Source organism: Streptomyces sp. HmicA12 (assembly GCF_000373565.1).
In the GTDB taxonomy this organism is placed as follows: domain Bacteria; phylum Actinomycetota; class Actinomycetes; order Streptomycetales; family Streptomycetaceae; genus Streptomyces.
In genome coordinates this window covers 1-17,682 of sequence record NZ_KB891798.1, presented here as the reverse complement: position 1 = coordinate 17,682, position 17,682 = coordinate 1, and the positions used below count along the sequence as shown (strand labels likewise).

The following is a 17,682-nucleotide window of genomic DNA, read 5'->3' as shown; positions in this document are numbered from 1 at the left end:
GCCGCCCCGGCTCCTAGTGCGGGATGCCGTCGATCAGTTCGCGGGCGCCTTGGCGCAGCAGGGCCACCGCCACCGACATGCCCAGGGTGGCGGGGTCAAGCGGCCCCGCCCACTCCTGCGCGTTGAGCACCCGCTTCCCGTCCGGCGTGAACACACAGGCCCGCAGGGACAGATCCCCACCGCGGCCGGCCCGCGCGTACCCGGCGACGGGCGAGTTGCAGTGTCCCTGCAGCACGTGCAGGAACATGCGCTCGGCGGTCGCCTCCCGCCAGGTGTCGTGATCCCCGAGGCCGGTGACCGCGTCCAGCGTGGTCGCGTCGTCCGCGCGGCACTGCAGCGCGAGGATCCCGGCGCCGATGGGCGGGCACATCAGCTCGGGCGACAGCACGTCGGTGACGACGTCCGTCCGTCCGATCCGCTCGAGCCCCGACAGGGCGAGCAGCAGCGCGTCCGCGTCGCCGGCGGCCAGCTTCTCCAGGCGGCGGTTGGCGTTGCCGCGCATCGGTACGCACTCCAGGTGCGGGTGGCTGGACGCCAGTTGGGCGACGCGCCGCACGGACGAGGTGCCGATGCGGGTTCCCTCGGGCAACTCGTCGAGGGTCCGGCCGGCCGGGTCGATGAGGGCGTCGCGGACGTCGTCGCGCTTCAGGTACGCGCCGAACGTGCACCCTTCGGGCAACGGCCGGTCCGCCGGGATGTCCTTGAGGCAGTGCACGGCGAGGTCGGCGCGCCCCTCGAGCAGCGCCAGGTCGACCTCTTTGGTGAACGCCCCCTTGCCACCGAGCTGCGCCAGATCACCCATCCACTTGTCGCCGCTCGTCGTGACGGGCACGACCTCGGTGCGGATCCCCGGATGGAGCGCGGCGAGTTCGGCGCGCACGCGCTCCACCTGGGCGAGGGCCATGGGCGAGGAACGGGAGACGATACGGATCAACTCGGGTGCCATCCCGCCACGATAGAGGCCCGCGCCCGCCCACCGGTGGGAGACCCCGAAAGGGTGAGTTTCCCACCCGTTGCGGGGCGGTGGGGCTTCGCGTCGGCTAAGGGGCTACAGCCCCAGCCGGTAGTGGCGCCAGCCCTCGTCGTCGTCCAGCGCCTGCGCCTCCAGGAGGTCGGCGAGCCCCTCGGCGAAGCCGGGTTCGGCGGGGAACCATTCGAGCTGGGAGTACCCCGCCGCGCGGGCCTGCTCGGCGGCTTCCCGCACGAGGGGCTCCAGCGTCCGCAGTTCCGCCTCGGTGACCGGCTGCTCGGTGTTGTGGCCCTGCGCGATCCGCTCCCGTTCCCGCTCGACCACGATCCACTGGAGGATCGCCGCGCTGCGCTCGTTCGGATGGGCGAAGAACACCACCCAGCCCAGCAGCGCGTCGTCTTCGCGTGCCGCGACCGTTGCGGACGGCGCGGGCCAGGTCACCCGGCTCGGATCCGGCATCGCCACGGGCAGCCCCGCGTAGAGCTGCCGGTAGAGGCGCTCTTCCTTGGCGGCATCATCGACCTGTTCAAGCTGCACGCTGCCTCCCTGGGCGTCATCGCACCTACCGTCGATCAGGGGCACGCCCGTCGCAACTCGGGGCGCGGGTGCGCAGGGACAGGTCACACCTCCCCGCGCACCATCCCCAGCAGCCGGTCGAGCACCCGCGGCGCCCCGGCCCGCAGCCCGTCGTGCTCGAACTCGTTCGTCACCCAGGGCCGCAGCCCCCGTACCGAACGAGCCGTGCGCAGCGCGTGCTCGGTGTCGACATACATGTCGTCGTGGTAGACGGCGGCGACCGCCGGGACCTCGTTCGCCGCCAGCCGGACCGGGTCGTACAGCGGTGCCCAGTCGACCCGCTCGGCCAGGGCCTGGGCGGTGTCCCGTAGCGGCCGCAGCGCCGGGTCGCAGTCGAACTGCCAAGGGTGGACGGACTCACCGGTGAAGTAGAGGGGCCCGCCGGAGGCGAGCGCCTTCTCGCCGTCGAACGGGGGGAACTCGGCGCGCACCCGCTCCGCCGCCCAGTCGGTGGCCCGGCCGCCCTGCGCGTAGATGGCCTCGTGCAGGACCGCGTAGAGCGGATGGGACGCGAAGGACAGGGCGGCGGCGACCTGCTCCTGGAAGGAGTCCGACAGTTCTCGGCCCGCCGGGGTGCGGACGAACGCGTCCTCCAGGAGGTAGTGCAGCCGGTCGCTGCCGTCACTGGCGCCCAGCCAGATACCCAGGGACTGGAAGGCTTCCAGGGTGAGCCGGTAGCCGCCGGGCAGCACCGGTTCCCGTTCGGCCACGTACACGGCGATCTCGCGGGCCCGCTCCACGTCCATCGGGTAGCGGGCGTAGTGCGCGCGGACCTTGCGCTCGATGCGCGGGTAGGCGGCGCGGTAGACGTCGTCCGCGTGGCCGTCCAGGGTGGGCAGGCCGCCGGTGATGACGGCCGCGGCCAGGCCCTCGGGCGCGTACGACAGGTAGTGCGTGGCGCAGAAGCCGCCGAAGCTCTGGCCGAGGACGGTCCAGGGGGCGCCGCCGGTCACCTCGCGGCGGATGGACTCGCAGTCGCGGACGATCGAGTCGGCGCGGAAGTGCGTCAGGTACGCGGCCTGCCGCGCGGCGTCCCCGCGCAGCGGGAGGGTCTGGCGGTTGGCGGGCGTCGAGGCGCCGGTGCCTCGCTGGTCGAGGAGCAGGACCCGGTGGTCCTGCAGCGCGCGCCCGAGCCAGGCCTGCTTGCCGACGAAGCGGTTCGCGCCGAAGCCGGGGCCGCCCTGGAGGTAGAGGAGCCAGGGCAGGTGGTCGTCCTCGCGGCCCGCGGCGACGGCCTCGCGCGCGTACAGCTCGATGCGCTCGCCGTCGGGGGTGTCGTGGTCCAGCGGGACGGTGAAGCGGCGGTCGGTGAGGACGACCCCGGGCTGGCGGTAGCGGGCGGCGCTCAATTCGGCTCCTGTGCGCAAGGCGGAACAAGACGGTACGAGGCGGTACGGGGAGATCCGGAATGCGGACATCCGGATCTTCCGCCCAGTTCAGCACACGGTGCGGGGCGGGGTCAGCGCGGGCCCAGGCTGGAGCCGCGGACGACCAGTTCCGGCTGGAGCACGACGCGGCGGTGTTCGTGGATGCCGTCCGGCCGGTCGGCGGCCTCGATCTCCTCCAGGAGCAGTTCGGCGGCGAGCGCGCCCATGGTGACGGCGGGCTGGCGCACCGAGGTGAGGGGCACCGCGGCGGCGGCCGCGAACTCGATGTCGTCGTAGCCGACGATGGCGATGTCCTCGGGGACCCGCACCCCGGCGGCGTACAGCGACTGCAGGACGCCGAGGGCGAGGAGGTCGTTGGCGCAGAAGACGGCGGTGGGGCGGTCGGCGAGGCCGAGCAGGCGGGCGCCCGCGTCGCGTCCGGCGGCGACGTCGAGGCGTTCGGTGGGGAGTTCGTGGAGGGCGGAGGCGGGCAGCCCGGCCTCCGCCAACGCGCGCAGGGCCCCCTGGCGACGGTCCTTGACCTGGTTCAGGGCGGGCGGTCCGCTCACGTACGCGATCCGGCGGTGGCCCGCGTCGACGAGGTGGCGCACGGCGAGCGCGCCTCCGTTGACGTCGTCGACGGAGACGGAGCACTCGGTGGCGCCCTCGGCGACGCGGTCGACGAGCACGAACGGGATGTCGTGCCGCCGGAACTGCTCCACGGTGCGGCCGGTCGCCTCGGCCGGGGTCAGCAGCACGCCGCGCACCCGCTGCTCGGCGAAGAGCGACAGGTACTCGGCCTCCTCGGCGGGGCTCTGCGCGCTGTTGCACACCATGACGCCGAGCCCGGCCTCGCGCGCGGCCCGCTCGGCGCCGCGCGCCACGTCGACGAAGAACGGGTTGCCCATGTCGAGGACGAGGAGGCCCATGATCCGGCTGCGTCCCGCGCGCAGTTGCCGAGCCGACTCGCTGCGGACGTAGCCGAGCCGGTCGATGGCCGAGAGGACCCGCGCCCTGGTCTCCTCGGCGACGGTCTCGGGCCGGTTGATCACGTTCGAGACGGTGCCCACGGACACCCCGGCGACGCGGGCGACGTCCTTGATCCCCACGGACTGTGCCATCGGGTGTGGTCCTCCAGGTGAGCGGGTGCGGCAGGGGGAGTCTACGTGGGGCGTCCCGGTCCACGTTCGGCCCGCCGGACGGAGGCAGGCGGGGAATCGGACCGCGAGGAGCCCCGGCTAGGCGGGCAGCGCGAAGTCCGCGACGCGGATCGGCGAGGGCGTGGTTCCGGTGGACGCCTGCTGATAGAGCACGGACAGCACTCCGTCCGCCTTCAGCCGCGGTTCGTCGATGAGGACCTCGCCGTACGCGTCGAGGCCGGAGCCGTCGTACAGCACGCGCCAGTCGGTCCAGCCGCTCGCCGCAGAGGCGGCCACGATCTTGGCGCGGGGCATGATCGCGTAGGCGTTGTCGTGGCGGTCGAGGGCGAGCCGGCTGCGCTGCGTGGAGGCGGGCGGCTCGGGAATCTCCGTCTTGCGCCAACTCCCTTGCTCGTCGCGGTACATGTGGAACGTGCGGCCGTGGGCGACGCGGTCGGCGGCATAGTCCGTGGTGCACTGGCCGAAGCGGCCGGGGACGTACGACCACAGGGCGTGCGGGCGTCCCGCGGAGTCGACGGCCTGGCTCTCCTGGTTCATCAGGGAGTGGTCGGGGTCGATCGCCTCGACGACGGTCCCGGTATCGGTGACGGAGACGAGGTCGGCGCCGCCCGTGACCCCGACGACAGCGCCACCGCTGTCGCGCCAGGTCCGTCCGCGGTCGGCGCTGGTGACGTAGGCCATCTCGTGGTTGGACAGGCCGCCCGGGCTGCACATGACGGCCGCGTTCTGCTCGCGCCAGGTGAAGAAGACGTGCAGCGCCCGGTCGGGGCCGTAGTCGAAGCCGTGCACGTACATGCTGCGGGCGGTGCTGCTGCCGTGCTCGCCGCGGTACGTGCCGGTGGCGCTCGACCACTCCCCCAGGTCGGTCCAGGCGGTGCCGTCGTACTCGGCGAGCGCGGCCTGCCCGTTGCCCGACACCCCGGTGCGGTAGAGGAGTTGGAGCTTTCCCTCGGGTGTGGCGAGGAACTGCGGGTACGTGAACCGGTCGGTCAGGGCCACCCCGTCGAGGGTGTTCTGTACGTCGCCGAAGTGCGCGGCGCTCCACGGGAAATCGGCCGGTCGCGTCAGGAGAGCGGCGGCCGACTTCACGTAGAAGAAGGCGTCGCTGTGCGAGTCCATGAGGACATGGAGGCGGCCGTCGCGGGGCGATGCGCCGAGGCTGATGACGTTGTGCGAGTCGTCGTAGCGCAGCCGGTGCGGCAGCCGCAGGGTCTGCCAGGGGCCGCCGGGGAGTCGCCGGCGGGCGAGCACGGCCGTGCGGTCGGCCGTGTACCAGGCGGCGTACTGATACCCGGCGTACGTCAACAGGCCGCTCTTCTGGAAGGAGTTGTTGTTGACCAGGCCGTCGTAGGAGACGAAGTACAGCGCCTGGCTGTCGAGTTGGCTGTCGGAGACGAGACGCACGGAGGGACCCGGGGGCGCGGCGTTCGCGACCGCCGGAGCGGATGCGGATGCGGATGCGGATGCGGAGCCGAGCAGCGGGGTGGCGGCGAGCGCGCTCAGCAGGACGGTGCGGCGGGCGGGCATGCGGCGGCTCCTTCACCCCGAAGGGGTCTGACACCCCCGCAGGGGTTGGGACAAGAGGTCTGGATCAGTGGCTTGAATCGTTTCGCTCGGGTAACCCCGGCCACTCTGCGGGCGCGAGCACCCTCTGTCAATCCACTGACACAACTACGTAGTTGCACACCCCTTGCCTACCGTCACAGCTGCCTCTAAGTTCCTCCACCCCGCATTGAATCGTTTGAAACGGTTTCAATCGGCAGCGCCTTCATCACCTTCACCGTCGAAGGGACACCCCACAGATGACCAGCGACATCCGCCGACGCACCGTGCTCGTCGCGACAGCAGGCGCCGTGCCCGTCGTGGCCGCGGCCGGGACGTTCGGCGCCGCCGCGCCGGCCGTGGCCGCCCCCGCGTCCCCCGCGCCCCCCGCCCAGGACGGCGCCGTCACCGGCCTGACCGTCGAACACCGCGTCCTCCCGCTGGGCACGGACGCCACCCACCCCCGCTTCGGCTGGCGTCTGGGCTCGCAGCGTCGCGGTCTCGCCCAGGGCGCCTACCGCATTCAGGTCGCCTCGTCCGCCGCACGCCTCGCCGCCGCACGCGCCGACGTGTGGGACAGCGGCCGTGTGAACTCCGCCGACTCGGTCGCCGTCGCCTACGACGGACACCAACTCAAGCCTTCCACGCGGTACTTCTGGAAAGTGACCGCCTGGGACGACAGGAGCCGCCCCGTCGGCGACTCGGCGCCCGCCTGGTTCGAGACGAGTCTGCTGAGCACCGACGGCGTCACGAACTGGGACGGCGCGCAGTGGATCGGCATGAAGGGCAAGGCCCCGAACTCCGCCGGCGCGCCCATGCTGCGCTCCGAGGCACAGCTCACCAAGGGCAGGCGGGTCGCCGAGGCACGCCTGTACGTCAGCGCGCTCGGTGTCTACGAGGCGTACGTCAACGGCCGGCGCGTCACCGTGCCGCAGGACGGCGGGCGCACGCCCGAACTGCTCACGCCCGGCTGGACCAACTACGACATGACCGTGAACTACATGACGTACGACGTCACCGACCTGGTCGCGGGCGGCGGCGGTGCGGTGGCGGTCGGCGCGGTGCTCGGCAACGGCTGGTACAACGCCCGGATATCCGAGGGCAGTACGTACTACTCCAAGGACGGCAACGCGCTCGCGCTCAAGGCCAAGCTGCTGGTCCGCTACACGGACGGATCGACGCAGAGCCTGGTGACGAAGGACGGCGGCGGCTGGAAGGCCACCGACTCCGGCCCCTACCGCGCCGACGACATCTACGACGGTCAGACGTACGACGCGCGCCGGGAACTCGACGGCTGGGCGGAGGGCGGCTTCGACGCGTCGAAGTGGGCGGACGTCGAACAGGTCGGCTACGCGGCGAAGTTCCCCGAGGCGAAGCTCGTCGCCTACCCCGGCGAGACCGCCCGCCTGATGGACAAGTGGGACCGCACGCCGCGGTCCGTCACCGTCTACAACAAGGTCACCGGCGAGTCCTCCAGCGCGAACGGCAAGGGCGAGATCGTCCCCGACCCGGACCGTACGACGACGAAGGAGCCGGGCCCGGTCACTCTGCGCACCGGTGACACGGCCGTGTTCGACCTCGGCCAGAACCTGGTGGGTGTGCCGCGCTACGCGGTCAAGGGCCCGGCGGGCGCCCAACTCGTCGTCAAAACAGGCGAGATGCTCAACGACGACAGCGAGGGCGCGGACGGCCCGGTCGGCTCACTCTACCGGGCCAACCTGCGCTCCGCGAAGTCGACCAGCACGTACGTCCTGAAGGGCGAGGGCGAGGGCGAGACCCATCAGGACTCGCTCGCCTTCTACGGCTTCCGCTACGTGTCCGTGGAGGTGACCACGCCCGACACCGAGGTCACCTTCTCCGGCCTCGTCGGCAAGGTCGGCACGTCCTCGCTCACCGACACCGGCAGCCTGAGCACCAACGACGACGACATCAACCAGCTGATCAGCAACGTGCGTTGGGGGCAGCGCGGCAACTACCTGTGGGTGCCGACCGACTGCCCGCAGCGCGACGAGCGGCTCGGCTGGACCGGTGACACGCAGGTCTTCTCGCACACCGGCCTGTACAACACGACCGACGCCGTCGCCTTCCTGAGCCACTTCGAAGAGATCCTCATCGAGTCGCAGAAGATCTACGGCGTGGACGGCGCCCAGTTCACCGCGGTGGCGCCCGGCAACCGGTACAACGCGGCGGCGCCGTGCAGCGGTTGGGCCGACTGCGGGGTCATCGTGCCGTGGACGGTGTGGCAGATGAGCGGCGACGCGACCATCGTCGACCGCAGCTGGGACGCGATGGTCCACTACATCGACTGGATCAAGGAGAAGGGCGGCGACACCTACGCGGGACAGGGTGCGATCTTCGCCGACTGGCTGGCGTTCCAGAACACCGGCACGCAGCTGATGAGTGACGTCTACTACGCTTACAGCGTCCGCCTGATGACGCAGATGGCGCGCGCCACCGGACGCGACACCGAGGCCAAGGCGTACGACGACCTGTTCGGCGACATCCGGGGGGCGTTCCTCGCGAAGTACGTCCAGGTCGACGGCGACACGATCACGGTGAAGTCGAGCATCGGCGGCAAGCCGCCCATGGGCGGCGACCCGGAGGACAACAGCCAGTCCGCGCTGCTGTGGGTCCTCAAGCTCGGCTTCTACGACACCGAGGCCCAACGCCGTTCCCTGGTGGGCCTGTTGGCGGACAACATCGGCAACGACGCGGCGTACAAGGCGGCCCATCCGGACAGTGCCCGTGTGCAGTACGCGGAGAACACGCTCTCGGTCGGCTTCCTCGGCTCCAACGTCATCGCACCCGTCCTCACCGACGAGGGCCGCGCCGACCTCGCGTACAAGCTGCTGCACCAGGACGCGATGCCGTCGTGGCTGTACTCGGTGAAGAACGGCGCGACGACCATCTGGGAGCGCTGGAACTCGTACTCGAAGGAGGACGGTTTCGGGCCGGTGGAGATGAACTCCTTCAACCACTACTCGTACGGCGCGATCGCCGAGTGGATGTACGCGTACATGGCCGGGATCGCGGGCGACCCCGAGCACCCCGGCTTCCAGCGGTTCACGCTGCGGCCGCACCTCGACCCGACCGGCGCGATCACGGAGGTCTCCGGCACGTTCCTGTCGCCGTACGGGGAGATCAGCAGCGCGTGGTCGCTCGCCAAGGACGGGACGCTGACGTACGAGGCGGTCGTGCCGGCCAACACCACGGCCACGCTGAAGCTGCCCGCCGTGTCGGCCGACGCCGTCCGTGAGGGGCGCACGCCGCTGGCGAAGGTCGACGGGGTGCGGGCGGCCGGTTTCGCGGACGGGGTCGCGTCGTTCACGGTGCCCGCCGGGCGGTACCGGGTGACCAGCACGGTGCACTGACCTGCGGGGTGAGGGCGGGCTCCCCCGCCCTCACCTCCTCGCCCCCACCTGCGCCGCTGCGACGCAGATCACAACTGAAGAACCCTTGACGCCTCGCCGTTCAAACCGGTTTGGTTAACCCCGTTCCGCGGTTCAAACCGGTTTGAACGCGAGTCGCCCGCTGTGCGTGCGATCCGCCGACAGGGAGTCCAGCACCATGGCACGCAAGACCACCATCGCCGACGTCGCCCAGCGCGCCGGTGTCTCCCGTGCCACCGTGTCCTTCGCCCTGAACGACCGGCCCGGCGTCGCGGAGGAGACCAAGGCCCGCGTCCTGGCCGCCGCCGCCGAGCTCGGCTGGACGCCGAGCCGCCCGGCCCGTGCCCTGTCCCTCGGCAAAGCCGGTGCCTTCGGGCTCGTGCTGGCCCGGGAGCCGGAGCAGATCGGCACGGACCTGTTCTTCCCCGCGTTCATCGCCGGGGTGGAGACCGTGATCGGGCAGCGCGGCGACGGGCTGATGGTGCACGTCACGACGCCCGCCAAAGAGCGCGGCGTGTACGAGCGGATGGCGGCGGAGCGGCAGGTGGACGGCGTCCTCCTCACCGACCTGCGCCAGGACGACCCGCGCCCCGCGCTCATGAAGGAACTCGGTCTTCCCGCGGTGGTGATCGGCCGTCCCGAGTGGGGCGACGGCCTGACCGCGGTCTGCCTGGACGACGAGCCCGCCTACGCGGCAGCGGTCCGTCGCCTCGCCGAACTCGGCCACCGGCACATCGCCCACGTCGAGGGCCCGCGGGAGCTGCGGCACGCGCAGCGGCGCCGGCACGCCTGGGAGCAGACGCTGCGCGACCTCGGCCTGCCCGAGGGGCCGGCGCTGCCCGGCGGATTCAGCGCCGAGGGCGGCGCCCGCGCCACCCGCGAGCTGCTGGCGCTCGCCGAGCCGCCGACCGCGATCGTCTACGGCAACGACCTGGCGGCCATGGCCGGTCTCTCGGTCGCCCAGGAGCTGGGCATCCGCGTGCCGGACCAGCTCTCCGTCGTCGGCTACGACGACACCCCCCTGACCCGCTACAGCTTCCCGCCGCTCGCCTCCGCCCGCGCGGACGCCCGCGGCTGGGGTGAGGCGGCGGCCCGCGCCCTGGACGCGGTCATCGCCGTCGGCGAGGCAGCGCATGTGGCGCTGCCGCCCGCCCAGTTCGTGCCCCGCGCCTCGATCGGGCCCGCCCCGCGCGGCTGACGCAGGGACATCACGTACCGGTCGCGTTCGCGCGGACCGGCCATGGCGCACGGCGACGAGGCCGCGCGTGGAAAGTTCGGAGATCCAACATGCTGAGGAGAACGGCGTCCGCGCTGCTCGTACTCGCGCTCGCGGGCGCGGCGACGGCCTGCGGTCGGGCGGCACCGGACGCGAAGTCCGCCGCCGCGTCGCGCGGCCCCATCACGGTGTGGCTGTCCAACAACGCGCAGGAAGTGCAGTGGGGCAAGGCGATGGTCGCCGCCTGGAACAAGGCGCACCCCGACCAGCACGTCACCGCGCAGCAGATCCCGGCGGGCAAGACGTCCGAGGAGGCGATCAGCGCCTCGATCATCGCGGGCACGAGCGCCTGCCTGGCGTTCAACACCTCGCCCGCGGCGGTGCCGACGTTCCAGAAGCAGAACGGGCTCGTACCGCTCGACGACTTCGCGGACGGTGCCTCGTACGTCGAGAAGCGCAGCGGTTCCCTCGCGGACCAGTACCGGTCGTCGGACGGCAAGTTCTACCAGCTGCCCTGGAAGAGCAATCCCGTCATGATCCTCTACAACAAGAAGCTCTTCAAGAAGGCCGGTCTGGACCCCGAGCACCCGAAGCTCGCGACGTACGACGAGTTCCTCGCCACGTCCCGCAAGCTGGTGCGCAGCGGCGCGGCGAAGGCGGCGATCTGGCCCTCCCCCAGCAGTGACTTCTTCCAGCCCTGGTACGACTTCTATCCGGCGTTCGCCGCGCAGAGCGGCGGCAAGCAGCTGATCGAGGACGGCACGCCGCAGTTCGACTCGAAGGCCGGACGCCAAGTGGCCGCGTTCTGGCGGACGTTGTACGCAGAGAAGCTCGCGCCGCAGGAGACCTACCCGGGCGACCCGCTCAACGACGGCAAGTCCGCGATGGCGACGGTCGGGCCGTGGGCGGTCGCCGCGTACAAGAACAACGTCGACATCGGTGTCGTGCCGGTGCCGACCGCCGACGGCGGTGCGGGCAAGCACTCGTTCAGCGACGAGAAGTCCGTGTCGATGTTCAGCTCCTGCAAGAACCGGGCCACGGCCTGGGACGTGCTGAAGTTCGCGACGTCGGTGAAGCAGGACGGGAAGTTCCTGGACACCACCGGCCAGATGCCGATGCGCACGGACCTGACGTCGAAGTACGCCGACTTCTTCGCGAAGAACCCGACGTACAAGGCGTTCGCCGAGCAGGCGAAGCGGGTCGTCGAGGTGCCCAACGTGGCGGGCTCCGTCGACATCTGGCAGGCCTTCCGCGACGCGTGGACGAAGTCGGTCGTCTTCGGCCGCGAGTCGACGGATGCGGCGCTGCGCGACGCCTCCTCCGAGATCTCCCACCTGCTCGACGAATACGAGGACCCGTCATGAGCGCCACAGTCCACCGGGCTCCCCGCAAGGGACACGGCCGCGGCGGCCGGATCGGCGCCCTGTTCGTGTCGCCGTACGTCCTGTTCATCCTGGTCGTCTTCGCCGTGCCGCTGGTCTACACGGTGTGGATCTCCTTCCACCGCTTCTACTTCACGGCGCCGGGCACCCACATCGACGCCCCGTGGGTGGGCCTGTCGAACTACCGGGACGTCTTCACCGACCCCGTCGTCGGCCGGGCCTTCCTCAACATCGCGATCTTCCTCGTCATCAACGTGCCGCTGACCGTGGGCGTCTCCCTGGTCCTGGCGAGCGCGCTGAACGCGAAGATCCGGGGGCGCGCGTTCTTCCGCGCCGCGTTCTACCTCCCGTACGTGACGGCGAGCGTGGCCCTGGTCGCGGTGTGGCAGTTCCTGTTCGGCTCGGACGGGTTCGTCAACCATCTGCTCGGCTCGCACGCGCCCGATCCGTCGTGGCTGGTCAACTCGCATCTGGCGATGCCGATGATCGCCGTGTTCGTGACGTGGAAGCAGCTCGGCTTCTTCGTGATGCTGTACCTGGCGGCGCTGCAGAACGTCGGGGGCGAACTGTACGAGGCGGCCTCCGTCGACGGCGCGGGACCCGTGCGCCAGTTCTTCTCGGTGACGGTGCCCGGGGTGCGGCCCGCGACGACGCTCGTCGTCATCTACGCGATCATCACCGGCGCCAACCTGTTCAGCGAGCCGTACCTGCTGACCGGGGGCGGCGGCCCGGACCACGCGTCCACCTCGCCGGTGCTGCTGATGTACCAGAAGGGCATCGAGCAGGGGCACCCCGACTTCGCGGCCGCGCTCGGCGTGGTCCTCATCGCCTTCGTCGCGGTCGTCTCGGTCGTCGCCCGCAAGCTCTCCGAGAGGGGCAACTGACATGCGTGCCAAGTTCGGCGCCGCGAAGACCGTGCGCTACGTACTGCTGTCGCTCGGCGCGGTCGCCTTCCTCTTCCCCTTCTACTACATGGTCGTCGGCTCGCTGCGCACGAAGACGGTCGGTGACCTGTCGGCGGCCGTGCCCTCGGGGCTGACCGGCGCCAACTACTCGGCGATCAACGGCGCCATCTCGGTGGGCCGTTCGCTTCTCAACTCGGGGATCATGACGATCGGCGTGCTGGTGTGCACGCTCGTCTTCGGCGTGCTCGCCGGGTACGGCCTCGCGGTGCTGCGGTTCCGGGGCAAGGGCGCCGTGTTCGGTGCGCTGCTGCTTGTGCAGATGATCCCGTTCCAGCTGCTCACGCTGCCGCTGTATGTGCTCGTGGTCCGCGACTACGGGCTCGGTGACAACTACCTCGGCATGATCCTGCCGTTCGCGATCAACTCGACGGCCGTCTTCCTGTTCCGCCAGTTCTTCCTGCAGATGCCGGCCTCCCTCTTCGAGGCGGCCCGGATCGACGGCGCGAGCGAGCTGCGGATCCTGTGGAGGATCGCGCTGCCGATGGCGCGGCCCGCGGTGCTGACCGCGCTGCTGCTGACGTTCATCGGGCCGTGGAACGAGTTCCTGTGGCCGTTCCTCGTCACCAAGAACGCCGACATGCAGCCGCTCGCCGTCTCCCTGGCGAGCTTCCTCTCCAACATGCAGGGCACGGTCGCCAACCCGGCGGGCGCCCTGCTGGCCGGCGCGGTCGTCCTCGCCGTCCCCGCGGTGGTCCTGTTCCTGCTGTTCCAGCGCCACTTCACCTCTACCGACATCGACTCCGGAGTAAAGGGCTAAACCCACATGAGCACCACCCACATCCCCTACCGCATGGTCCGCAAGGGCGTCGTCATGTCCCCGCTCGCCGGTGAGGCCAACGAGGTCGAGGGCGTCCTGAACCCGGCCGCGGGCCGCACTCCGGACGGCACGCTGCACCTGCTCCCCCGCCTCGTCTCCGAGGGCAACGTCTCCCGTGTCGGTCTCGCCGAGGTCACCTTCGACGAGGACGGCGTGCCGAACGGTGTCGAGCGGCGCGGTGTCGTCCTCTCCCCCGACGAGGGCTGGGAGCGCGGCAAGAACAACGCCGGTGTCGAGGACCCGCGCATCACCTGGATCCCGTCGCTCGGCAAGCACGTCATGTCGTACGTGGCCTACGGCCCGCTCGGCCCGAAGCCCGCCCTCGCCGTGTCGGAGAACCTGACCGACTGGACCCGCCTCGGCCCGATCCAGTTCCAGTACCAGGCCGACCTGGACACCGACCTCAACCTCTTCCCGAACAAGGACGTCGTCCACTTCCCCGAGCCCGTCCCGGGCCCGGACGGCGAGATGGCGTACGCGATGCTGCACCGCCCGATGTGGGACCTCGGCTGGTTCCGCCCGGGCGAGGGCGTGCACCTGCCCGCCGGTGTCACCGACGAGCGTCCCGGCATCTGGATCTCTTACGTGCCGGTCGCCGAGGTCGAGGCGGACATCCGCGCCCTGACCCGCCCGCGCGACCACCGCCTGGTCGCCCTGTCCGCGTTCCCGTGGGAGGACCTGAAGATCGGCGGCGGTCCGGCCCCGATCCGGGTCCCCGAGGGCTGGCTGCTGATCCACCACGGCGTCTCGGGCTCCATCGAGGACCCGTGGGCGCAGAACCAGAAGGTGTCCTACGCGGCGGGCGCGATGATCCTCGACCCGGCCGACCCGTCGAAGGTCCTCGCCCGCTCCGACGCGCCGCTGATGGCGCCGGAGACCGAGGAGGAGATGTCGGGCACGGTCCCGAACGTCGTCTTCCCGACCGCGATCGAGGAGATCGACGGCGAGCTGTACGTGTTCTACGGCATGGCCGACGCGCACATCGGCGTCGCCCTGCTGGAGCGCACGGCATGACCGGCGGCGCCCGCGCACCGCTCGGTGTCGGCCTGGTCGGCTGCGGCGGCTTCGCCGAGTTCGTCCTGGACGCGGCGGCCGGACTGCCGGGCCTGCGCCTGGCGGCCGTCGCCGATCCGTCCGCCGAGCGAGCGGCGCGGCTCGGTGAGCGGCACGGCGTCCCGGCGCTCGCGTCGCTGGACGAATTGCTCGAACGGGACGACGTGGAGGCCGTGCTGATCGCCACGCCGCCCGCCACGCATGCCGCGATGGCCATGACCGCGCTGCGCGCCGGGCGCCACGTCTTCTGCGAGAAGCCTCTCGCGACCACGACCGAGGACGCGGCGGCGGTGGCCGCCGAGGCACGCGCCGCCGGCCGCGTCCTGGTCGTCGACCATGTGCTGCGCTACAACCCGCTGCTGCGGGCGGTGGCGCGGCTGACGGAACGGGGTCTGCTCGCTCCCGCGCGCCGGTTCCTGTTCGAGAACGACGCCTCGGACGAGGACCTGGGCCCCGACCACTGGTTCTGGGACCGGGCGCACAGCGGCGGCATCTTCGTCGAGCACGGGGTGCACTTCTTCGATGCGGCGCGGGCACTGATCGGTTCGGACCCGGTGAGCGTACGGGCCACCGCGGTCCGCCGCCCGGACGGTCCCGTCGACATGGTCAGCGCGGACGTCGTGCATCCGGGTGGGGTGCTCGCCTCGCACCTGCACTCCTTCACGCACGCGCACCGCGCCGAGCGTCAACTGATGCGCCTGGACCACGGGTTCGCGGAGACGCGGATCAGCGGCTGGATCCCCGTACGGGCCGAGATCTCGGCGTGGACGGACGAGGACGGGGCCCGCGCTTGGGAGCAACTCCCCTCCCTCACTGACGAGTTGCTGTCCGTGGACGGGTTCCGGCCGCACGGCGACGAGCGGGTGACCGTGACGGTCGAGCGGAACGCCGGGGCCGACGCCCCGGCCCGCGGCCGCGGCGAGGAGCGCACGGTTCCGCACCAGGTGCGCGCCGTCCTCGACCTCGGCGGTGAGCCCCGCAAGCCGTACGTGTACGCGCAGAGCGTGCGCGCGGCACTCGCCGATCTGGTGCGCGCGGTGCGCGAGGGCTCCGCCCCGGAGGCGGACGCCGTCAGTGGGCTGAGCGCCGTGGCGGTCGCCGAGGCGGCCACCGTCGCGGCCGACACCGGCGTCGCCCAGCCGGTGCCACAGATTCCCTTGGAGGCCTGGTCATGAGCTGGTGGCAGGACATGGTCTGCTACGAGGTCTACCCGCGCGCGTTCGCCGACTCGAACGGCGACGGCATCGGCGATCTCCCCGGGGTGACCGCGCGTCTCGACCACCTCCGGGACCTGGGCGCGGACGCCGTGTGGATCACGCCGTTCTATCCGTCGCCGCTCGCCGACGGCGGGTACGACATCGCCGACTACACGGGCGTCGCCGAGGACCTCGGCACGGCGGCCGACGTCGACGAACTCACGTCCCGGGCCCACGCGTTGGGCCTGAAGCTGATCGTCGACCTGGTGCCGAACCACACGTCCGACCGGCACCCCTGGTTCCAGGAGGCGCTGGCGGCGGGGCCCGGGGCGGCGGAGCGGGAGAGGTACCTGTTCCGGCCGGGCCGGGGCGCGGACGGTGAACTGCCGCCCAACGACTGGAGGTCGGCGTTCGGCGGCCAGGCTTGGACGCGGGTGCCGGACGGCTCCTGGTACTGCCATCTGCACGCTCCCGAGCAGCCCGACCTGAACTGGCGCAACCCCAAGGTGCGCGACGCGTTCACCGACGTACTGCGGTACTGGCTGGACCGCGGCGTGGACGGCTTCCGGGTGGACGTGGCGCACGCCCTGTTCAAGGCGGAGGGCGAGCCCGACGCGGGGCCCGGACAGCACGGCGACCCGTGGCGCAACCACCTCATGCCGTACTACGACCAGGACGAACTGCACCCGCTCTACCGCGACTGGCGGGCGCTGCTCGACACGCATCCCGCGCCGCCCGGCGCGGTCGCCCCGCACGACCGGGTGATGGTCGCGGAGTCGGCCGTCTTCGACCCGGCACGGCTTGCCCGGTACATCAGGCCCGACGAGATGCACCAGGCGTTCAACTTCGCCTTCCTGGAGGCGGATTGGGACGCCGCGGAACTGCGCCGGGTGGTCGACGGCTCGTTCGCCGTGCCGGGCGCCGCCGTGACCTGGCTGCTCTCCAGCCATGACGCGGTGCGCCCGGTGACCCGGTACGGCTCGCTGCGGCGGGCCCGCGCGGCCGCGCTGTTGATGCTGGCACTGCCCGGATCCGCGTACCTGTTTCAGGGCGAGGAGCTGGGCCTGCCGCAGGCGCACATCCCGGACGACCGCATCCTCGACCCGCTGTGGGAGCGCTCGGGCCGCACCGAACGGGGCCGGGACGGCGCCCGCGTCCCGCTACCCTGGTCCGGCGAGCGCGCACCGTACGGCTTCACGACGGCGCCGCCCGACGCTACGTGGCTGCCGCAGCCTGCCGACTGGGCCGGGCACACCGTCGCCGCGCAGCGCCAGGACCCCGCCTCGACCCTCGCCCTGTACCGGGAGGCGCTGCGCCTGCGCCGCGCGCACCCGGCACCGGACCCGGCGGCCCCGCCGACCTGGCTGTCCACACCCGGCGACGACGTGCTCGCCTTCCGCCGGGGAGCGCTGGTCTGCGTCGTCAACCTGGGCGCTGAGCCTGCGCCGTTGAGCATGCCCGGCCGCCCGGTGCTCGTCAGCGAAGGCACGCTCGACCTCGACATGCTGCCGCCCGACACCGCCCTGTGGCTGATCGACACCTCTTGCACCGAAGGACACACCGATGACTTCCAGGCCTGACCTCTCCGCGCTCGTGAAGGCGTACGACGTGCGTGGGGTGGTCCCGGATCAGTGGGACGAGTCGCTGGCCGAGTTGTTCGGGGCGGCGTTCGTCCGGGTGACCGACGCGGACGCGATCGTGGTCGGGCACGACATGCGGCCGTCCTCGCCGGGTCTGTCCGGTGCCTTCGCGCGCGGGGCGGCGGCGCTGGGCGCGGACGTCACGGAGATCGGCCTGTGCTCGACGGATCAGCTGTATTACGCGTCGGGGGCGCTGAACCTGCCNGGCGCGATGTTCACCGCGTCGCACAATCCGGCCCGGTACAACGGCATCAAGCTGTGCCGGGCGGGCGCGGCGCCGGTGGGGCAGGACACGGGCCTGGCTCAGATCCGTGAACTGGTGGAGGAGTGGAGCGTGTCGGGCGCTCCGGAGCCGGCCGCGTCGGCGGGAACGGTGACGCGGCGCGACACGTTGAAGGACTACGCGGCG

Annotated in this window: 13 protein-coding genes and 1 pseudogene; 9 read left to right on the top strand and 5 right to left on the bottom strand. The window is 71.5% G+C overall.

Features of this window, described 5'->3' with window-relative positions:
• Positions 1 to 13: 13 nt before the first annotated feature.
• From hemC to B072_RS0103940, 5 genes are all read right to left on the bottom strand, one after another.
• A complete protein-coding gene (hemC, locus tag B072_RS0103960) occupies positions 14 to 946 on the bottom strand; it encodes a hydroxymethylbilane synthase (RefSeq protein ID WP_043243286.1) in 933 nt (310 codons plus the stop codon).
• 102 nt (positions 947 to 1,048) lie between these two features.
• The gene (locus B072_RS0103955) at positions 1,049 to 1,507 is read right to left on the bottom strand and encodes a hypothetical protein (protein WP_018528629.1); all 459 of its coding nucleotides are present in this window, start codon (positions 1,505 to 1,507) and stop codon (positions 1,049 to 1,051) included.
• A gap of 83 nt (positions 1,508 to 1,590) precedes the next feature.
• Positions 1,591 to 2,895, bottom strand: a complete 1,305-nt coding sequence (locus B072_RS0103950) for an alpha/beta fold hydrolase (RefSeq protein WP_018528628.1) — start codon at positions 2,893 to 2,895, stop codon at positions 1,591 to 1,593.
• Between the two features lie 110 nt (positions 2,896 to 3,005).
• Complete coding sequence (locus B072_RS0103945) at positions 3,006 to 4,034, bottom strand: LacI family DNA-binding transcriptional regulator (RefSeq protein ID WP_018528627.1); 1,029 nt, start codon at positions 4,032 to 4,034, stop codon at positions 3,006 to 3,008.
• 117 nt (positions 4,035 to 4,151) lie between these two features.
• Complete coding sequence (locus B072_RS0103940) at positions 4,152 to 5,600, bottom strand: BNR repeat-containing protein (protein WP_018528626.1); 1,449 nt, start codon at positions 5,598 to 5,600, stop codon at positions 4,152 to 4,154.
• A gap of 275 nt (positions 5,601 to 5,875) precedes the next feature.
• Here B072_RS0103940 and B072_RS0103935 point away from each other — a divergent pair, with 275 nt between their 5' ends.
• The 9 genes and pseudogenes from B072_RS0103935 to manB all read left to right on the top strand — a co-directional run.
• Positions 5,876 to 8,986, top strand: coding sequence for an alpha-L-rhamnosidase (locus B072_RS0103935; RefSeq protein WP_018528625.1), 3,111 nt, complete (start codon positions 5,876 to 5,878; stop codon positions 8,984 to 8,986).
• A 196-nt stretch (positions 8,987 to 9,182) separates the two neighbouring features.
• Entirely contained in the window at positions 9,183 to 10,202 is a 1,020-nt protein-coding gene (locus B072_RS0103930; RefSeq protein ID WP_018528624.1) for a LacI family DNA-binding transcriptional regulator, read from the top strand.
• Positions 10,203 to 10,291: 89 nt separating this feature from the next.
• A complete protein-coding gene (locus B072_RS0103925; protein ID WP_018528623.1) occupies positions 10,292 to 11,584 on the top strand; it encodes an extracellular solute-binding protein in 1,293 nt (430 codons plus the stop codon).
• A complete protein-coding gene (locus B072_RS0103920) occupies positions 11,581 to 12,486 on the top strand; it encodes a carbohydrate ABC transporter permease (protein ID WP_018528622.1) in 906 nt (301 codons plus the stop codon). Before B072_RS0103925 ends, B072_RS0103920 begins: the two co-directional genes overlap by 4 nt.
• A 1-nt stretch (position 12,487) precedes the next feature.
• On the top strand, positions 12,488 to 13,324 hold the full coding sequence (locus tag B072_RS0103915; RefSeq protein ID WP_018528621.1) for a carbohydrate ABC transporter permease: 837 nt from the start codon (positions 12,488 to 12,490) through the stop codon (positions 13,322 to 13,324).
• Positions 13,325 to 13,330: 6 nt separating this feature from the next.
• Positions 13,331 to 14,398 carry a glycosidase gene (locus tag B072_RS0103910; protein WP_018528620.1) on the top strand — a complete coding sequence of 356 codons (1,068 nt, stop codon included), beginning with the start codon at positions 13,331 to 13,333 and terminating at the stop codon, positions 14,396 to 14,398.
• Positions 14,395 to 15,612 carry a Gfo/Idh/MocA family protein gene (locus B072_RS0103905; RefSeq protein WP_018528619.1) on the top strand — a complete coding sequence of 406 codons (1,218 nt, stop codon included), beginning with the start codon at positions 14,395 to 14,397 and terminating at the stop codon, positions 15,610 to 15,612. Before B072_RS0103910 ends, B072_RS0103905 begins: the two co-directional genes overlap by 4 nt.
• Complete coding sequence (locus B072_RS0103900; RefSeq protein WP_018528618.1) at positions 15,609 to 17,213, top strand: alpha-amylase family glycosyl hydrolase; 1,605 nt, start codon at positions 15,609 to 15,611, stop codon at positions 17,211 to 17,213. The genes B072_RS0103905 and B072_RS0103900 overlap by 4 nt, the downstream gene beginning before the upstream one ends.
• A pseudogene (gene manB, locus B072_RS0103895) lies at positions 17,197 to 17,682 on the top strand (phosphomannomutase/phosphoglucomutase); the annotation flags it as partial. The gene B072_RS0103900 and the pseudogene manB, both read left to right, overlap by 17 nt.

Excerpts from the sequence above, each read along its gene's own strand:
- B072_RS0103915 (WP_018528621.1), top strand. The coding sequence starts at position 12,488 with ATGCGTGCCAAGTTCGGCGCCGCGAAGACCGTGCGCTACGTACTGCTG.
- B072_RS0103920 (WP_018528622.1), top strand. The coding sequence starts at position 11,581 with ATGAGCGCCACAGTCCACCGGGCTCCCCGCAAGGGACACGGCCGCGGC.
- B072_RS0103945 (WP_018528627.1), bottom strand. The coding sequence starts at position 4,034 with ATGGCACAGTCCGTGGGGATCAAGGACGTCGCCCGCGTCGCCGGGGTG.
- B072_RS0103905 (WP_018528619.1), top strand. The coding sequence starts at position 14,395 with ATGACCGGCGGCGCCCGCGCACCGCTCGGTGTCGGCCTGGTCGGCTGC.
- B072_RS0103910 (WP_018528620.1), top strand. The coding sequence starts at position 13,331 with ATGAGCACCACCCACATCCCCTACCGCATGGTCCGCAAGGGCGTCGTC.
- B072_RS0103935 (WP_018528625.1), top strand. The coding sequence starts at position 5,876 with ATGACCAGCGACATCCGCCGACGCACCGTGCTCGTCGCGACAGCAGGC.
- B072_RS0103940 (WP_018528626.1), bottom strand. The coding sequence starts at position 5,600 with ATGCCCGCCCGCCGCACCGTCCTGCTGAGCGCGCTCGCCGCCACCCCG.
- hemC (WP_043243286.1), bottom strand. The coding sequence starts at position 946 with ATGGCACCCGAGTTGATCCGTATCGTCTCCCGTTCCTCGCCCATGGCC.
- B072_RS0103925 (WP_018528623.1), top strand. The coding sequence starts at position 10,292 with ATGCTGAGGAGAACGGCGTCCGCGCTGCTCGTACTCGCGCTCGCGGGC.
- B072_RS0103930 (WP_018528624.1), top strand. The coding sequence starts at position 9,183 with ATGGCACGCAAGACCACCATCGCCGACGTCGCCCAGCGCGCCGGTGTC.
- B072_RS0103900 (WP_018528618.1), top strand. The coding sequence starts at position 15,609 with ATGAGCTGGTGGCAGGACATGGTCTGCTACGAGGTCTACCCGCGCGCG.